The following is a 17,179-nucleotide window of genomic DNA, read 5'->3' as shown; positions in this document are numbered from 1 at the left end:
TCTTCATCATTTTGTCGCCGGACGATACATGTTCACATCGGCCGGGTTGATCGTGGCCGGGGCGCTCAAGGGACGCTCGGTGGTGCTGCCCGGCGCCGGGGCCGGCGTGGCGGGCGGCTGGCTTGGTCGCTGCAGCATCGGCGCCATGGTGCCGCCCGGCGGCGGCTGGCCGTTGGTCAAGGGCGGCAGCACCGGGGTGCCGTAGTCGGGCATGACGATATTGTCTTTCGGTCCGCCCACGGCCTGGCCGGCCGAGCGCATGAAGTCGTAGCGGTCGGCGGCGATGACGTTGCTGTCTTCCTTGCTGCGCACGATCACCGGGCGCAGGAACACCATCAGGTTGGTCTTGGTGCGGCCGCGCTTGCGGTACTTGAACAGGTTGCCGAGCACGGGAATGTCGGCCAGGCCGCGCACGCGCTCTTCGTTGTCGCTGGTGTCGTCCTTGATCAGGCCGCCCAACACGATGATCTGGCCATCGTCGGCGATCACATTGTTTTCGATGATGCGCACGTTGGTGGTCACGCCCGAGGGCGCGGACAGCGAGGACTGGTCCACGTTCGAAGTCTCGTGGTAAATCGCCATCTTGATGGTGCCGCCTTCGGAAATCTGCGGACGCACCTTCAGGGTCAGGCCCACATCCTTGCGCTCGATGGTCTGGAACGGGTTGCCGCCGGCGGCGCCGCCGGTGTTGGTGGTGAAGCTGCCGGTAATGATCGGCACGTTCTGGCCGACCTTGATGGTCGACAGTTCGTTATCCAGGGTCAGCATGTTCGGGGTCGACAGGATGTTGGCGTTGCCGGTCGTTTGCAGGGCGTGGGCGATCGCGCCCAGGCCCAGTTCGCCCGCGATCTGCTTGAACACGCCGATCGACAGGCCCGCGCCCGGCGTGGCCGCGCGCCCGGCCGCGGCCAGCTTGAGCAAGGCGTTGTTGCCGGCCACCGTGGTCGAATTTTGCAGCGCGCCGACCCGGTACTTGCTGTTTTCGTTGCCGGTGATGCCGAGCCACTGGACCCCGAATTCGGCCGCGTTTTCGGCGTTCACTTCGACGATCAGCGATTCGATATACACCTGGGCGCGGCGCACGTCGAGCTGGTCGATGACGGCGCGCAGGTTGCGGTACACCGCGTCCGGGGCGGTGATGATCAGGGTGTTGGTGGAGGCGTCGGCCTGGATGAAGCCGGCCCCGCTGCCGCCGCTGCCGCCGCTGGTCTGGCTTTGCTGCGCCATGCTGTTGCCGGCGCCGCTGTTCTGGTTATTCCCGCCGGTCATGCTGTTGGCGGCGCCGCCGCCGCTGGCCACGCTGCCGCCGGTGGTGCCCTGCTGTTGCTGGGGCAAGGCCGAGGAGTCGGACGAGACCACCGCGCGCAGGGTTTGCGCGAGCTTGGTGGCGTCGGCGTTTTTCAGGTACACCACGTGCACATTGCCCGCTTCCGAGGTCGGCTGGTCGAGCTTGGCGATCAGCGACTTGGCCAGGTTGGCGCGCGCCGCCGACGGCGCGCGCAGCACTACCGCGTTGGTGCGCGGATCGGCCACCACCGAGATGCGGCCCGAATCGCCGCCGGCGCTCGGCTCCATCAGCTTGTTGACCATGGTGGCCAGGTCGGAGGCGATCGCGTGGCGCACCGGGATCACGTCGAGGTCGGCCGCCACCGGGGCGTCGAGCGCGGCGACGATCTTGGCCAGGCGGCGCAGGTTGTCGGCGTAATCGGTGATGACCAGGCTGTTATTGCCCGGATTGGCCATGATCGAATTGTTCGGCGAAATGAGCGGGCGCAAGACCGCGGTCAGGTTGGCCGCCGATTCATGGCTCAGGTGGAAAATCTGGGTGGCGATCTGGTCGCCCTTGATCTTGGCGCCGCCCACCCCGACCTGGGTCGGCGACGATTGCAGCTTCGCTTCGGCTTCCGGCACCACCTTGGCGTAGCCATCGCCGGTGACCACGGCGTAGCCTTGCAGGCGCAGCGCCGAGGTCAACAGGCCAAAGGCCTGGGCCTTGGTGACCGGTTTTTCCGACGTCACGGTCAGGGTGCCCTTGACGCGCGGATCGATGATGAAGGTCATGCCGGTGTAATGGCCGACCGCCTTGATGACCGATTCGATGTCGGCGCCGACGAAATTAAGGGCGGCCGACTCGTCCGGGGCCGCCAGCGCGGGCGCCGGGGCTCCCGCGACCGCGCAGCACAACAGGACGCCGGCGGCGATGCGGCGCAACGCCGGGGAAGGGAAAGTGCTCAGTGACTGTTTTTTCATCATTTAAACTCTAAGGCGATAGTTTTCTTGCCGTCCACCATTCGGCGCTGGCCCAGTAAATTCAGGAGATTGCCCAGCGTTTCTTCATATCCATCGGCGGCCTGTGCCGTGCCGGAAAACTGGAAGCGGCCCTGGTTCAGGCTGCCCTTTCCCGCCAACAACAAGGCACCGCGTTCGGTCTTCAAATTCAGTTGTGCCTGCTGACCCTGCCAATCCATGGTCATCTTGTAGCTGCCCAGCACCTTGATCGGGGCCATGCGCGAACCCATCTCGTTCAGTTCCAGGGTGGTCACCCCATCCACCGCGACCGCCTTGCCGCCATTGACCGTGGCCAGGCCGAGCGTGGTCCAGGACAGGCGCATGTCGCCCGACAGCGCCAAGGTGTTGAGCGGCGCGCCCAGGCCGGCCAGGCCTTCGGCCGGCAGCAGCAGCGCGGCCGGGCTGACTTGCCACTGCGACCAGCTGCCGGTCAGGCGCACCGGCTGCGTCAGGGCCAGCGGGTTTTCCAGGGTCATGTCGACCTGGCCGAGCAGGGCCAGGGGCGACAGGGTCCAGGCAAAGCGCCCCGGCAGCAGCGGCGTGACCGAGCCACCCGGCCCGGGCGCGCCGCCGAGAAAGGCCGAGCCGCGCCAAAGCGTACCCTGCGCATCCCCCAGAGTCAAACGCGCGCCGGTCTGGCGCTCGACCACGTCGCCCAGCCAGGTGGCCGGCGCGAACGCCAGCACGGTGAGGACGACGGCCAGCACGATCGCGCCCAACCATAGCACGGCGCGCATCATCGCGAACCCGCATCCGCGTTCTGGCGCAAGGTCATGCTGGCGTCGACCTGGCCGGCCGGGGGCGAGGCGGTGGTCGGGACGGTAATGGCCGCTTCCAGCACGCTGATACGGTGTTCGAGGCGCTGCGCGTCGAGCCAGGCGACCAGGGTGGAAAACGCCACGCCGCTGACCTGGACCTTGGCGTACTCGCCCGTGATGCTGACCGACTCGGGCTTGATGCCGCGCGCGCTCAAGCTGGCGTTGATCGTCTCGCGCGACATGGGAGTCACTTGCGGCGGCGTCTGGCCGGCCAGTTCGGCGGCGGTCTTGGCCATCGCTTCGAGCTGGGCCTTTTGCTGCTTGAGCAGGGGCAATTCCTTGCGCAGGCGCGCGCTGCCTTCCAGCGCGGGCGCCAGCAACACGCCGTACACCAGCGCCAGCAGCGCGATGGCGCCGCCGATGCCGAGGAACTTGCGCTCCTGCTCGGTGCGCGCCATCCAGTACAGCGCCAGCTTGTCCTTGAAACCGCCGACGACGGTCAGGGCGCTCATGGCTTCGCTCCCGGGGTGCGTACCAGGATGGTGTTGGCGGCCACTTCACTGACGTCGAGCTTGTACTTCTGCAAGCCCGGCTTGAGGTTGGCGACCAGGGCCGGATCGGCGCCCTCGGGCTTGACCTTGACCGTCATGCTGCGCTCGCGGAAGGTGATCGAGGCCAGCTCGGGCGGCTTGCCCAAGGTGCGCATGGCGTCGCCCAGGGCGGCGGCCTGGAACGTAAATTCATCGGGGCCGACCTGGCCCGAGGCGCCCCGGGCCTGGGCGATTTTCTGCTGCATCTGGCGCTCCAGGTTGTTGCTGAGGACGGTTTCTTTCGGATAGGCGGCGCGGAACACCTGCACCATGCCCGTGCGCGTGTTGTCGGCTTCGCGCTTTAAGCGCAGCCATTGGTAATTGAGGCCGGCCAGGTTGACCGCCACCGCCAGCAGGGCCAGGCGCACCGGCCACTTCCAGCGCTGCCAGTCGCGCGTGCGCGCGCCGGCCGCGCCCAGGCCGGGGACCAGGTCGAGCACCGTGCTTTTCGAACCGGCGATCCAGTGCGCCCAGTGGTCGGCTTCGAGCGTGACGGCCGGTCCCGCTTCGGCCAGCAGGGCCTGGTATTCGCCCAACTGCTGCTCGTGTACGTACAAGGTCAAGGGCGTGTCGCCGGCCAGCGCGCGCACCGTTTGCAGGGCCAGCGCCGGTTCGCCGGCCAGCGCCAGCCCCAGGCCGTGATACTGGCCATGGCGGATGGTGATGCCGCCGCCATCGATGGCGGCCGAGGCATTGCCCGGCGCCAGCGGCAGGCACAGCTGGCCGGGAAAGGCGGCCACCGAGCGCGCGCCCATGGCCAGCAGCGAGCGCACCAGCGCTTCGAGCCAGGCGCGCTGGGCCACGGCGACGGCGCGCAAGCCGTCCGGGGCGGCGGCGGGCGCGGCCACCAGCACGCAATCTTCCGGGTCGCCCAGCACTTGTTCTTCGACCAGGTTGGGCAGCGCGGTGCGCAGGCGCGCGGCCGACAGCGGCGGCACTTTAATGTGCAGCAAGGTCACATCGGCCGCGGCCAGCAGCAACACCACGCGCCGGCTCGACGCGACCAGGTCGCCCATGCCTTTCAGCACACCCTCGCCCTGCTGCATCAGGGCGCCACCGTCGGCAACCAGCGCGAAGCGGGCCAATGCCCCTTCGCTGTCCGCCCTGGCCGGATGCCGGATATATAAAGTAGTCAAACTATCTCGCTTTCGTTCTCAATTTTGCCGTACCCAAACGGTCGTGGTGGTCACACGATCGTCCAGCCTGCGCTGGACCAGCGCTTCCGCGTCGAGCGCGGCCCGGTCCAGGCGGATCCGGCTTTTTACCAGGAAAAATTCGCTCTTGAAACTATAGGTTTTCTTGATCAGGTCCTCGGCGTGGCCGTACAACTGTTCCTTGAAACCGTCGTCATGGCGAAAAGACGCGGTTTTGCGGCGCGCCACCAGGGCGGTCGCTTCCGATACCGAATAGCCGACCACGATCGCGGCCAGCACTTCGGCCGGGGCGGTGTTGGCGTTGATCGCGGTTTTTTCCGGCAGCACGATGGCGAACGGGCGCAGGCGGTTGACCGTCTCGATGGTGTAGCCGGGAATCGAGAGAAGGTCGTCGAGCTGGGTCAGGGCCAGCGGCGCCGTGCCGCTCGACACCGGCACCGTCACCACGTCGGGGTCTTTCGGCAGCGGCTGGCCGTTCGAGTCGAGGCCTTGCGCGACCGGCGCCGCGCCCGCGGCCATCGCCAGCGCGGTGCGCTGGGCCAGGGCCGGATCGAGCTGCAGGTTTTGCAGCAGGCGCTGGTAGATCCCGACGTGGATCTTGTCGACATCGCGGCCGTTGGCCAGGTTGAGCAGGTTGTAGCGCGCGGTGGCGTCCGCAATCTGGCCCGACAGGGTGGCGTCGAACACCTCGCCCTCGATCCGTTCGCGTTCGATGTACTGGTCGAGCCGGGTTTCGGCCAGCGGCGTGTTCCATACCGCGTTCAGGGTGGTCAGGGTGCGGTTGTCGATGCCGTCCTGGCGCAGCACCAGGCGCGCCCAGTCGAGCGCGCCGCGCAGGATCCACTTGGTCTGCAAGTGCAGGCGCTGGTTTTCCATCGAACGCACCTGGACCTGTTGCTGCCAGAACAGGCTGGCGACGATGGTCACCGACAGCATGGTCAGCAGCAGGGCCGTGATGATGGCCACCCCCTGCTGGCGGCGCGGATACGGGCGGCGCGGATACGGGCGGCGCATCACATGCCCCCCAACAGGAACGATTTGGTCATCACGGCGGCCACATTGTCGATCTGGAGCTGCACCTGCAGCCCGGTCGGCGCCACGGTCGGCGCCACGTTGCTCGCTCCGGTGGGCGCAAGCTGGGACGGGTCGGGCACCGCCTGCGCCACCGGCTGCGTGTTCTGGCGCCAGCCATTGTTTTCCCAGGTCATGACCTGCATCGCGCTCACGCCCGACTGCAGGGTGACCGAGGCACTGGTGTCGGCATTGCTGATGGCGGCCTGCCACATCACGTCGAGCTGGACCAGGTCGCGCGTGCCATTGCTTTCGCGCCGCGTCAGCATGCGCTCGACGACGCGGTAAGTGACCACTTGCAGCCGGGCCGCGTCGTTTTCGTTGTACACATTGCGCACCAGGGTCAGGCGGTCGGGCGCGGACAGCAGGTAGGGACGGCCCTGCAACAGGCCGGGCGTGGCCAGGTGTTCGCAGTCGCTCTGCATCTGGGCAAAGGCGAGCTGCATGCCGCGCGCCGACTCGAGCTGGGCGGTGAGCGCTTCGCGCGCGCGCACGATGCTGTCCAGGCCGCGGTAGCCGAGCACCGCCACGATGGCCAGGATGCTGATCGCCACCAGCAGTTCAATCAGGGTGAAACCACGCTGCCGCTGCCGTTTGCCGTACTGCCCGCGCCGACTCATTCGTTGAGCACCAGTTGGACCAGCTTGATGATGCGGCGTTCCGGACTGGTGCTGTCGAACACGCTGACCTCGACCCGGCGCAGGCGCGGATTCGGGCTGGCCAGCACTTCTTCCTGGCACAGCAGCTTGAGGTCGCCCTGCGGGCATTCGTAACTGTTCTTGCCGATGGCCGGATATTCCTTGGCCAGGCGGATCTGCACCAGCCGGTTTTCGGCCGACCAGGTGGCCATCATGGCGGCGCGCAAGCCGGCGCTGTTGGACGTGAGGCTGCCCACCGCGCGCAGCGAGGCGCCCAGCGCGGTGCCGATGATGACGAGCGCCACCAGCACTTCGAGCAGGGTGAAGCCGGACTGGCGGGAGGATGGACAACGTTCAGGAGCGCGCATCATTCTTTCGGCTGGTTTGATCAACGACAAAGTTACTCAACGACAAAGTGGCCGATACCGTCGGCCCGGATGGCGACCCGGTCGTCGCCGCTCGCCAGGGTCAGCACGAACGGCTTGTCGACCGGCTCGCGCCCGAAGGTGATGCGCACCGGGCCGCCGCCGACCGACACCGGCGGGTCGAGCAGCACCTGCACCGGCGCGCTCTTGAAGGGCCGCTCGCGCAGCAGGTCGTCGCGCGTGACCGGCTCCCAGATCGATTCGTTACGCACCAGGAAGCGATAGCGTTCGGTATCGGCTTCGAAAGCGACCAGGCGGTTGCGCACGATGGCTTCGTCGCGCGCCAGTTGCAGCAGCAAGGCCAGGCGGCGCGCCTCGTTTTCCAGGTTCTGGCGCGGGCTCGGCATGGCATTGATCGACACCATGCCCAGCACGATGCCCATGATGACCAGCACCACCATCACCTCGATCAGGGTGAAGCCGCGGGCGCCGCGCACTGCCTTTGTCACGTTCAAGCGAGCCGGCCTGGCTTACTGTTCCCAGGAACCGATATCGGCGTCGTCACCGGTACCGCCCGGCAAGCCGTCGGCGCCCAGCGAGAACACGTCGATCTCACCCTGCACGCCGGGCGAGAGCAGTTGGTACGGATGGCCCCACGGATCGTTCGGCAGTTTGTCGAGATAGCCGCCCGACTTCCAGCCGTTCGCGCTCGGGCCGTTGCTCGGCTTGGCGACCAGCGATTGCAAGCCTTGCTCGGTGGTCGGGTAGCGCTGGTTGTCCAGCTTGTACAGCTTGAGCGCCTGGCTCAGGCTGGCGATATCGCTCTTGGCGGCGGTGATGCGCGCCTCGACGGTGCGGCCCATCAGCTTTGGCACGACCAGCGCGCCGAGGATGCCGATGATAACCACCACCACCATGATTTCAACCAGGGTGAAGCCCGGGGCGCGAATGCCCGGGGCGCGAATGCCGCGCGCGCGGCGCTGGCGGAGAGAAAATTTTGCAGCTAGTTTCATAGTCAGTCTGTAATAAGTTCTACGATGAAGTCGGAGTATAAGGCCAATGAGGCCCGCCGTCGCTATACAACTGCGGGCATTTTTGCGTCATCCCACCGTCATAATTGCGCTCGTGTAAGCTTGCGTTGCCGGACGTCATACAAGTTACCCTGGCACACCCGGCAGCGCCATCGGATGCGCGCTGCGACTGGTCAATTGTAAGGCAGTGCGGCGGCGCTTTCCAATGATGGACGAATCGACAGCGCCGACGCGCGCACGCTGTCGACGCTTAGTGGTGATGCCTGGCACTGCTGCCCGTAATGCGATGCAGGGCGCCATCATTGCCGCCCTCGGCCAGGTTGCTCGAGACCGGCGCGAGCGCTTTCACCATCGGCGCATCCTTGACGAAAGGCACGATGCCGAGTGCCTTGTCGACTTCATGCGGGTAGACCACGTAACCGCGCGTGATCACCGCCGCCACCTTGCGGATATCGCCGATCTGTTTGGTCGGGTCGCCATCGACCAGCACCAGGTCGGCCAGCTTGCCCTGCGTGACCGTGCCACGGTCGGCCAGGGTGCGGGTGTAGCGCGCGCCGTTGAGGGTGGCGACCTGGATCGCCTGGGCCGGCGTGAGACCGGCCTTGACCAGCAGTTCGAGTTCGGCCTGGAGGGTGAAGCCGGCCATTTCATCGGTGCCGGCCACGATCGGCACGCCCGCCTTGTACAGGCGGCCGACGAAGTCGACCATCTTGGCGTAGGATTTTTCGTAGCGCTTCTGGGACGCTTCGTCGGCGATCTTCATGGTGCCGACATAAAAGCCGCGCTTGACATCCGGCGGCATGTGCTCGGCCACGGCCACGAACGGCTCGTTGAGGTCGCCGTCGCGCTGCTTGAGGAAGGCAAACGTGGCCAGGGTCGGATCGATCACGATTTGCTTCGCTGCCAGGCGCGCGATGAATTGCTTGACCTTGGGCGAATCGAAGTCCAGGCCGGCCACTTTTTCGGATGGCAAAATGAAGCGTTCCAGGGTGCGCGTTTCGGTCTCCGGCGTGGCCAGGAAGTTGAGCATGACCTGGTTGATGTGCTGGATTTCATCGTAGCCGGCGTCCAGCGCTTCATGCGCGCGCAGGCCGGCCGGGATGTGGCCGGAGACGCGCATGCCGCGACTGTGGGCATAGGCCACGGTGTCTTTCAGGATCGCCTTGGGAAAGGAGTTGTAGATCTTCAGCTGCGGATAGCCGTGTTCGGCGTACCAGTCGATCGCGTTTTTAGCCGCCGGCAAGTCCTTGACGACGAAACCGCCGTTCGACGAGAACGGGCTTTCGCCTTCCAGGAAACCGGTCGGCACCACTTGCGGCGAGAGCAGGCGGCCGTCGGCGATTTCGTCGAGGATCTGTTGCAATTGCGCGTTATCGTTGCCCATGTCGCGCACCGTGGTCACGCCCGCGGCCAGGTTCAAGCCGCCGTCCCAGCGGTCCACGTGGCCGTGCATGTCGAACAGGCCGGGCAACATGATGCGCCCGGCCGCGTCGATTTCGTTGACGGCGCCGCGCACCGGGGCGCCGGCCGGCAGGATGGCGCTGATGCGCCCGCGCAGCACGTAGACGTCGGACGGCGCGCCGACGGTGGCTTTTTCGCTGTCGAAGATGCGCGTGTTCTTGACCACCGTCAAGCCGGTCAGCTTGTGCTGGAGAGCGCTGGCGAGGTCGTTCAGCATTTTGCTTTCGGCCAGTTTCTGGCGTTCGCCCAGCACCTTGCCGACGCTGTTCCAACCTTCTTCGGCGGCGGTCATGAAGCCGGGGATGACCATGGCGAACAGGCGCGGCTTGGCGTCAGTGGTGGCCCAGTAGAACTGCGGCGACATGCCCAGGCCGGTTTGGGCGAACAGCTGGACCTTGCGCGTCTTGCCGTTGGCGGACACTTCCACTTCGTCGAGCTTGCGCTGGGTCAGGGTGCCGGAAGGCAGCAGCGGCAGGCTGCCGCTCGGGCTGGCGGCCAGGGCGGTGATCGCGATCGAGGCCATTTCGGCCGAGCCGTTCAGGGGCACATACAGGGCCGGGCCGGTGATCGCTTTGGCGCCTTTTTCGGAGGTCGATTGCCAGCTGGCCTGGTCGCCCTTGCGTTCGAAGCGGTCGTCCACCACCGCGCCGTAGGTCGAGTTGCCCTTGACCGTGTAGTCGATCATGGTGCCGTCGGCGCCGAGGCGGAATTGTTCGGTCAGCTCGGGGCCGCGGCCGTTGTCCTTGTAGATGAAACGTACGCGGGTAAGGCCATCGTCGTCGCGCTCGACGACCTGTTCACCGATGCGCTTGCCGTTCTCGGCATGCATTTCGTAGCGGATGGTCTGGGTGGCGGCGTGGGCCGACCAGCTCAGGGCGGCAGCGACAGCAAGGACGAGCGGACGTTTCATGTGATGCATCTCCTGGGCGGCATGGTGGGAATTGTGCTGGGTCGCAAGAATAGCACGGCGAAGTACGGTCTAGAGCAATGTCAGAAAGACAAATGCACAAATGACTATGTTGGAGGAGGGAGAGGGGTGAAAAGGGGCCGAAAAAGGCAGCAGTGCTCGACTAAGCGCTACCCCCAAAACCGTCGTTCCCGCACAGGCGGGAACCCAAGTTTGTCGAGCCGCTAATGGCTACGGCACGAAATTGGGTTCCCGCCTGCGCGGGAACGACGGTTTTCAGTGTAGAAGTTACTAAGAAAGTAGGTGGTCAGACTGGCTCGCACCCGCACACCGGGCACCCCGCATGACGCGCCACGCCGATGCTGGTCCACTCCATGGCGCGCCCGTCGAGCAGCAGCAGGCGTCCTGCCAGCGATTGCCCGACCTGCATCACCAATTTCAGCGCCTCGGCCGCCTGCATCGCGCCGACCACGCCCACCAAGGGCGCGAACACACCCATGGTGCTGCACGCCACGTCTTCAAAGTGCTGATCCTGGGGAAACAAACAGCTGTAACACGGCGAATCGTCGCGGCGCGCATCGAACACGCTGATCTGCCCGTCAAAACGGATCACCGCGCCCGACACCAGCGGCACCTTGTGCGCCACGCACGCCCGATTGACGGCGTGTCGCGTGGCAAAGTTGTCGCTGCAATCGAGCACCACCGACGCTTGCCCGACCAGCTCGGCCAGGCGCGCGTCATCGGCCCGCTCGCGCAAGGCCACGACGTCGATATCGGGATTGATCGCCAGCAGCGCGGTGCGCCCGGAGTCGACCTTGGCTTGCCCCACCCGCCCGGTGGTATGCAAAATCTGGCGCTGCAGGTTGGTGAGGTCGACATCGTCATCATCGACCAGCACGATGCGCCCGATCCCGGCCGAGGCCAGGTACAAGGCCGCCGGCGAACCGAGCCCGCCGGCGCCGATGACGAGCGCGCTCGCCGCCAGCGCCCTCTGCTGGCCTTCGATGCCGATTTCGTCGAGCAAGATATGGCGCGAGTAGCGCAGCAGCTGGTCGTCGTTCATCGGATGCGGGCCGTACCTTGCTGCATTATTTCTTGTCGCCTTTGTTGAGTTCGGGCGGCTTGACCTCGGTTGCCGGCACCTTGACACCCGGCGCCGCCTTGTCCTTCGCCTTCTCGCCTTCCTTGTCGTGAATCGGTTCGACCTTGGAGAGTTTGACCGGCAAGCCCTTGAAATGGTTCAGGGCCTGGGCCAGCTGGAAGTCGTCCTTGCCGCCGAATTCGAGCGGCTTGCGGGTGCGTGCGAGCGCCTGGGCGCGCTGGTCTTCTTCGACTTCGTCGCGGCGCGCCTTGCCGGGGTCGACGCTGTCCTTGCCGCTGCCGTCGGACAGGTGCTTCTCCAGGTCGGCTTCGCGCACGCGCAGGCTGTTCAAGCCGTCGCCCTCGGCGGTTTCGTCGACCATCACGTCGGGCACGATGCCCTTGGCCTGGATCGAGCGCCCGTTCGGGGTGAAGTAGCGCGCGGTGGTGAGCTTGACGGCGGTGTCCTTGGTGAGCGGGCGCAGCGTTTGCACCGAGCCCTTGCCGAAGGTCTGGGTGCCCATGATGATGGCGCGCTTGTAATCCTGCAAGGCGCCGGCGACGATTTCGGAAGCCGAGGCCGAACCGGTGTTGACCAGCACGATCACCGGCACGTTTTTCAGCGCGGCCGGCAGCTTGGCGAGCGGATCGGCGCCATTCCTGGCGGCGTAGAATTCGCGGCGGCCGTAGAACACTTCGTTCGAATCGCGCCGCTGGCCGGCGGTCGAGACGATCGGCTTGTCATGCGGCAGGAACGCGGCCGACACGCCGATCGCGCCCGGCAGCAAGCCGCCCGGATCGTTGCGCAGGTCCAGCACCAGGCCCTTGAGCTTGGGGTCCTGGGCGTACAGCGCGTTGACCTTTTTCACCATGTCGTCCACGGTCTGTTCCTGGAACTGGCTGATGCGCAGCCAGCCGTAGCCCGGCTCGACCATCTTGGCCTTGACGCTTTGCACGCGGATTTCTTCGCGCGTCAGCGGCACGATCCACGGCATGTCGTCGCCCTTGCGCGCAATCGTCAGCACCACACGGCTTTTCGGCTCGCCGCGCATTTTCTTGATCGCTTCGTCCAGCGACATGCCCTTGATCGGGGTGCTGTCGATGCGGGTGATCAGGTCGCCCGCCTTGATCCCGGCGCGAAACGCCGGCGAATCTTCGATCGGGGTCACGATCTTGACGTAGCCCTCTTCCATGGCCACTTCGATGCCCAGGCCCACGAAGCGGCCCTGCATGCTTTCCTGCATTTCGCGCAGCGCTTTTTTGTCGAGGTAGACCGAGTGCGGGTCGAGCGAGGCCACCATGCCGGTGATCGCTTCCGAGAGCAGCTTGCGGTCTTCGACTGGCTCGACGTAGTCGGACTTGATCAGGCCGAACACATCGGTGAGCTGGCGCAGCTCGTCAAGCGGCAGGGGCGCGCTGCCGGGTTTTTGCGCCATGGCCGAAAACTGGAAGGACGCGGCCACGCCGGCCACCATGCCCATGCCGATCAGGCCGATACTTTTGACTTTCATTCTTCTACCTATAGTAATACCGTCAGAAATTCACCCAGCCCGCCGGATCGACTGCCGCACCCTTGTGCCTGATTTCAAAGTATAGCCCCGATTCCTCGTTGCCGCCGGTGTTTCCCGCGCTGGCGATCGGGTCGCCGCCTTTGACGGCGTCGCCCTCGCGTTTCAGCAGGGCCTGGTTGTTGCCGTAGATCGAGAGATATTCGCTGCCATGGTCGACCAGGATCAGGTTGCCGAAGCCGCGCATCCAGCGCGCGAACACCACCCGCCCGCCGGCCACGGCGCGCACTTCGCTGCCTTCGGCGGCCTTGATGAACATGCCTTTCCAGCTCGGTCCGCTGCCGCGCTTGGCGCCGAAGCGGGCCGCCAGCTTGCCGGACACCGGCGCGCGCAGCTTGCCGCGCAGGCTGGCGAAAGCGCCGTCGAGCATGGCCGGCGCGAGCGCGATGTCGGGCTTGCGCGGCGGCGCCGGTTCCGGTTTCTCGGGCACGCGTGCCACCACCGGCGCTTCGTCGTCGTCGATCGGGTCCATCGGCACCGGGACCGGGACCGGCGCCGGCGGGGTCTTGGCGCCGGTGCGCGGGTCGATCTTGGGCGGCTTCTTGGCTGCTTCGCGCGCCAGGCGTTCGCGTTCGCGCTCGATGGCGCGCTCGCGTTCAGCCTTGCGTGCGGCCATGCGTTCGGCTTTCTTGGCGGCGGCCAGCAGGCGCGCTTCCTCGGCGGCCTTGGCGCGCGCGGCGGCCAGCGCTTCCTGGCGCCGTTGCTCGGCGGCCGCCGCTTCGGCTTGTTCCTTGATCAGCTTGGAGAGCTTGTCGACCAGCCCGGCCATGCGTTGTTCGTCGCGCTCGAGGCCGCCGATTTCCTTGCGCTGCTCGGAGAGCCGTTCCGACAGGGAGCCGAGCAAGGCGGCGCGGCGCGCCTTTTCCTTGACCAGCACGGCTTTCTGCTCGCGCTCTTCGCGGGCGATTTCATCGAGTTCCTCGCGCGCGTTTTCGGCCTTGTCGCGGTTGCTGGCGACGGCGGCCAGGTTGCCGTGCAAGGAGCCGAGCAGCCTGGCCTGGGCTTTCGACACATAGGCCATCAGCTGCAAGTCGCGGTTGATGCGGTTCGGATTGTCGCCCGAGAGCAGCAGCTTGATCCGGTCTTCGTTGCCGGCAACGTATTGCTCGCGCAAGAGGCGCGCCAGTTGCTGTTTCTGGCTGACGATGGTGGCGCCCAGTTGCTCTTGCGAGGCGGCCAGGGCGGCCACGCTGGCGTTGGTGTCGCTCTGTTCGTCGGCGAGCTCGCGCAGCACGCGGTTGGCGTCGGAAATGGCTTCCTCGGACTCGGCCAGGGTGTCGGCCGCATCCTCGCGCTCGCTTTCGGTCTTGCTGACTTCGCGCTTGAGCTCGGCCAGCTTTTGCTGGATGCCGGCGCGCGTCTTCTCCGCCAGCGCTTTCTGCTTGCTGCGTTCGGTCTGGCGGGGAGCCGACGCGGTCGCCGGGGCCGCGCCGCATGTGGCGACGGCCACGAGCGCGCATAGCGCCCCGGCCGCTAACTGCTTGAACTTAAAAGACAAAACTTACTTGGCCTTCCCTTGATTGGCGACCGCCGCGACGGCGGCGGCGATGGCGTCCTGGTCGCCCAGGTAGTAGTGACGGATCGGTTTCAGGTCGGCGTCGAGCTCGTACACCAGCGGCTGGCCGTTGGGGATGTTGAGGCCGACGATGTCCTCGTCGCTGATGCCGTCGAGCATTTTGATCAGGGCGCGCAAGCTGTTGCCGTGGGCCGAGATCAGGATTTTCTTGCCGGCGCGGATGGCCGGGGCGATTTCTTCATCCCACACTGGCATCACGCGCGCCACGGTGTCTTTCAGGCATTCGGTCAGGGGAATACTGTCTTTCGGCACGCCGGCGTAGCGCGGATCGTTGAACGAGGTGCGCTCGTCGGACGCTTCCAGGGCCGGCGGCGGCGTGTCGTAGCTGCGGCGCCAGACCAGCACCTGGGCGTCGCCGTACTTGGCGGCGGTTTCGCCCTTGTCCAGGCCCTGCAGGGCGCCGTAGTGGCGCTCGTTGAGGCGCCAGTCGTTCTTGATCGGCAGCCACATCATGTCCATGTCGTCGAGCGCCAGCCACAGGGTGCGGATGGCGCGCTTGAGCACCGAGGTGTAGGCGACGTCGAAGGTGAAGCCGGCTTCTTTGAGCACCTGGCCGGCGCTGCGCGCTTCGCGCACGCCTTTTTCGGTCAGGTCGACGTCGGTCCAGCCGGTGAAGCGGTTCTCGAGGTTCCAGGTGGATTCGCCGTGGCGCATGAAGACAATTTTGTACATAAGCAAGTTTTTCAGAAGAGTGAGGAAAAGGGGTGCGATGCGAAAATGGTGAGCGCCACAGCCTGTCAATGATGCGGCAAAGGGTAAGTTATAGCAGATCCGGCTTCTATTTTATAATGCGGGGATTGTCCTAAACCATTGGAACCCCGTGAAATTCATTATTGACCATATTTTTATCGTCAGCATCGTCGTGCTGTCGGGCGGCGCCCTGCTCTGGCCGGCGCTGCAACCACGCGGCAAACGTGCTTCTTCGCTGCAGGTGACCCAGCTCATCAACCGCGGCAAGACCGTGCTGGTGGACGTGCGCACGGCTGAAGAATTTGCACTCGGGCATTTGCGCGACGCGAAAAACATTCCGCTGGCAGACTTGTCGTCCCGCATCGCCGAGCTCGACAAGGCGAAAAGCAAAACCGTGATCGTCGTGTGCCAGACCGGCGCACGCGCCGACAAGGCCATCAAGATCCTCGAAGGCGCCGGTTTTACCGACGTGTTCAGCCTCGATGGTGGCCAGACCGCATGGCAAGCCGCTGGCTTGCCGATTGCAAAGTGAGAAAGGAAACACCATGACAGCCCATGTAGTGCTCTACCATACCGCCTCCTGCCCGTACTGCGTGCGCGCCGAGCGCCTGCTCGAAGCGAAGGGCGTGACCGACATCGAGAAAATCCGCGTCGACCTCGACCCGGAACAAAAAACGGTCATGATGAACAAGACCGGCCGCCGCACCGTGCCCCAGATTTACGTGGGCGAGACGCACGTCGGCGGTTTCGATGACTTGTATGCGCTCGATCAACAAGGACGCCTCGATCCCTTGTTAAAAGGGCTTTGATCGGCATATAGTCCCGGGTTACCGCTAATCGATTGCGCAAAACTATTTCAAGTCGTATGATTTTGCTACAATTGCCGTCGCGTTTGAAGTCCAAGCACAGAGGGAACGGCGTGTCGCCGTTCTGTTAATTTCTCAACGAAAGCGTTCCATGTCTGACGAAAATCTGCAACCCGTATTCCAAATCCAACGCGTCTACCTGAAAGACATGTCGCTGGAACAGCCGAATTCCCCAGCCATCTTCCTCGAGCAAGAAGCGCCGTCGATCGAAGTGTCGCTGGACGTTGGCGCCGAAGCCATCGCCGACGGTATCTACGAGTCGACCGTCACCATCACCGTGACCGCCAAGGTCAAGGACAAGGTTGCGTTCCTGGTTGAAGGCAAGCAAGCTGGTATCTTCGAAGCACGCAACATTCCTGCGGACCAGATGGATCCCCTGCTGGGAATCGGCTGCCCGAACATCGTTTACCCTTACCTGCGCGGCAATATCGCCGACGTGATCACCCGTGCCGGCTTCCCGCCTGTGCATCTGGCAGAGATCAATTTCGAAGTGTTCTACCAGCAGCGTCGTCAGGCGCTGGCTGATGCAGCCGCCGCTGCCCCAGCGGACACCGCAGCACACTAAGCACGACCGCAGGGTGGGCCGGGCCGCCCGCGCGCAGCAGTTGCGCGCGGGTCCTGTCCGGGCACGGATCTCCGTCGCCCCTGGCGGCCGCCACCCTGCACTCTCACGGCGAAGGCCACGCAATGACAATTCCCCGTTTTCTCCTCAGTGCCGCATTCGTGCTGGCCTCGGCCTCGGCGCACGCGCTCGAATTCAAGAGCGTCGGCGCGGCCAGCCTGATCCTGTATGACGCGCCCTCGCTCAAAGGCACCCGGCTGTTCATCGCGCCGCGCGGCATGCCGGTCGAAGTCGTGCTCACCTATGGCGAATGGGTCAAGCTGCGCGATGTCAGCGGCGACCTGGCCTGGGCCGAAGCCAAGTCGCTCAGCCCGCGCCGCACCCTGGTGGTGCGCAGCGCCAACGCCAAAGTGCGCAGCGCGGCCGACGCCGACGCCAATCCGGTGATGACCGCCGACAAGGGCGTGCTGCTGGAACTGGTCGATGCGCCGGCGTCAAGCTGGGTCAAAGTCCGTCATCGTGACGGCATCACCGGCTATATGCGCGCCGCCGACGTGTGGGGCATCTGAGCCC

General features: G+C 65.4%; 18 protein-coding genes. 4 read left to right on the top strand and 14 right to left on the bottom strand.

The genetic code is table 11. The annotated features are described in order from the left end of the window. Nucleotides 1–6: 6 nt before the first annotated feature. From gspD to gpmA, 14 genes are all read right to left on the bottom strand, one after another. Entirely contained in the window at nucleotides 7–2,250 is a 2,244-nt protein-coding gene (gene gspD / locus F0185_RS15175; protein WP_167225723.1) for a type II secretion system secretin GspD, read from the bottom strand. After that, complete coding sequence (gene gspN, locus F0185_RS15170; protein WP_167225721.1) at nucleotides 2,250–3,029, bottom strand: type II secretion system protein N; 780 nt, start codon at nucleotides 3,027–3,029, stop codon at nucleotides 2,250–2,252. The genes gspD and gspN overlap by 1 nt, the downstream gene beginning before the upstream one ends. Continuing rightward, complete coding sequence (locus F0185_RS15165) at nucleotides 3,026–3,559, bottom strand: type II secretion system protein M (protein ID WP_167225719.1); 534 nt, start codon at nucleotides 3,557–3,559, stop codon at nucleotides 3,026–3,028. Before F0185_RS15165 ends, gspN begins: the two co-directional genes overlap by 4 nt. Then, nucleotides 3,556–4,773 carry a type II secretion system protein GspL gene (gspL, locus tag F0185_RS15160; RefSeq protein ID WP_167225717.1) on the bottom strand — a complete coding sequence of 406 codons (1,218 nt, stop codon included), beginning with the start codon at nucleotides 4,771–4,773 and terminating at the stop codon, nucleotides 3,556–3,558. Before gspL ends, F0185_RS15165 begins: the two co-directional genes overlap by 4 nt. Nucleotides 4,774–4,791: 18 nt before the next feature. Beyond that, nucleotides 4,792–5,805, bottom strand: coding sequence for a type II secretion system minor pseudopilin GspK (gene gspK, locus F0185_RS15155; RefSeq protein ID WP_167225715.1), 1,014 nt, complete (start codon nucleotides 5,803–5,805; stop codon nucleotides 4,792–4,794). Next, nucleotides 5,805–6,482 (bottom strand): PulJ/GspJ family protein, encoded by a 678-nt coding sequence (locus F0185_RS15150; protein ID WP_167225714.1) that lies wholly within the window; start codon nucleotides 6,480–6,482, stop codon nucleotides 5,805–5,807. Before F0185_RS15150 ends, gspK begins: the two co-directional genes overlap by 1 nt. Beyond that, on the bottom strand, nucleotides 6,479–6,871 hold the full coding sequence (gene gspI, locus F0185_RS15145) for a type II secretion system minor pseudopilin GspI (RefSeq protein ID WP_229477020.1): 393 nt from the start codon (nucleotides 6,869–6,871) through the stop codon (nucleotides 6,479–6,481). The genes F0185_RS15150 and gspI overlap by 4 nt, the downstream gene beginning before the upstream one ends. A 29-nt stretch (nucleotides 6,872–6,900) precedes the next feature. Beyond that, the gene (gene gspH / locus F0185_RS15140; protein ID WP_267875869.1) at nucleotides 6,901–7,380 is read right to left on the bottom strand and encodes a type II secretion system minor pseudopilin GspH; all 480 of its coding nucleotides are present in this window, start codon (nucleotides 7,378–7,380) and stop codon (nucleotides 6,901–6,903) included. Between the two features lie 15 nt (nucleotides 7,381–7,395). Beyond that, on the bottom strand, nucleotides 7,396–7,878 hold the full coding sequence (gene gspG / locus F0185_RS15135; RefSeq protein WP_167225710.1) for a type II secretion system major pseudopilin GspG: 483 nt from the start codon (nucleotides 7,876–7,878) through the stop codon (nucleotides 7,396–7,398). Nucleotides 7,879–8,146: 268 nt separating this feature from the next. Then, nucleotides 8,147–10,267 (bottom strand): amidohydrolase family protein, encoded by a 2,121-nt coding sequence (locus F0185_RS15130; RefSeq protein WP_167225708.1) that lies wholly within the window; start codon nucleotides 10,265–10,267, stop codon nucleotides 8,147–8,149. Nucleotides 10,268–10,571: 304 nt separating this feature from the next. Beyond that, a complete protein-coding gene (locus F0185_RS15125) occupies nucleotides 10,572–11,327 on the bottom strand; it encodes a HesA/MoeB/ThiF family protein (protein WP_167225706.1) in 756 nt (251 codons plus the stop codon). A gap of 25 nt (nucleotides 11,328–11,352) precedes the next feature. Then, on the bottom strand, nucleotides 11,353–12,855 hold the full coding sequence (locus tag F0185_RS15120; RefSeq protein ID WP_167225704.1) for a S41 family peptidase: 1,503 nt from the start codon (nucleotides 12,853–12,855) through the stop codon (nucleotides 11,353–11,355). A 22-nt stretch (nucleotides 12,856–12,877) separates the two neighbouring features. Continuing rightward, the gene (locus F0185_RS15115; protein ID WP_167225702.1) at nucleotides 12,878–14,362 is read right to left on the bottom strand and encodes a murein hydrolase activator EnvC family protein; all 1,485 of its coding nucleotides are present in this window, start codon (nucleotides 14,360–14,362) and stop codon (nucleotides 12,878–12,880) included. A gap of 51 nt (nucleotides 14,363–14,413) precedes the next feature. Further along, nucleotides 14,414–15,160 carry a 2,3-diphosphoglycerate-dependent phosphoglycerate mutase gene (gene gpmA / locus F0185_RS15110; RefSeq protein ID WP_166892059.1) on the bottom strand — a complete coding sequence of 249 codons (747 nt, stop codon included), beginning with the start codon at nucleotides 15,158–15,160 and terminating at the stop codon, nucleotides 14,414–14,416. Between the two features lie 148 nt (nucleotides 15,161–15,308). On the opposite strand from gpmA, the gene F0185_RS15105 reads away from it, so the two are divergent. The 4 genes from F0185_RS15105 to F0185_RS15090 all read left to right on the top strand — a co-directional run bounded on the left by F0185_RS15105 (nucleotide 15,309) and on the right by F0185_RS15090 (nucleotide 17,175). Then, nucleotides 15,309–15,710 carry a rhodanese-like domain-containing protein gene (locus F0185_RS15105; protein WP_167225700.1) on the top strand — a complete coding sequence of 134 codons (402 nt, stop codon included), beginning with the start codon at nucleotides 15,309–15,311 and terminating at the stop codon, nucleotides 15,708–15,710. A 13-nt stretch (nucleotides 15,711–15,723) separates the two neighbouring features. Then, a complete protein-coding gene (grxC, locus tag F0185_RS15100; RefSeq protein ID WP_166892065.1) occupies nucleotides 15,724–15,987 on the top strand; it encodes a glutaredoxin 3 in 264 nt (87 codons plus the stop codon). 148 nt (nucleotides 15,988–16,135) lie between these two features. Continuing rightward, nucleotides 16,136–16,609: a protein-export chaperone SecB gene (secB, locus tag F0185_RS15095; RefSeq protein WP_166892068.1), complete on the top strand. Its 474-nt coding sequence runs from the start codon at nucleotides 16,136–16,138 to the stop codon at nucleotides 16,607–16,609. 122 nt (nucleotides 16,610–16,731) lie between these two features. After that, nucleotides 16,732–17,175 (top strand): SH3 domain-containing protein, encoded by a 444-nt coding sequence (locus tag F0185_RS15090; protein ID WP_167225698.1) that lies wholly within the window; start codon nucleotides 16,732–16,734, stop codon nucleotides 17,173–17,175. Nucleotides 17,176–17,179 lie beyond the last annotated feature (4 nt).

It is taken from the genome of Massilia rubra, from assembly GCF_011682065.1.
GTDB classification, from domain to species: Bacteria; Pseudomonadota; Gammaproteobacteria; order Burkholderiales; family Burkholderiaceae_D; genus Telluria_A; species Telluria_A rubra.
Note: the sequence above shows the minus strand (reverse complement) of the source record. Positions and strands in the feature narration are given on the sequence as shown.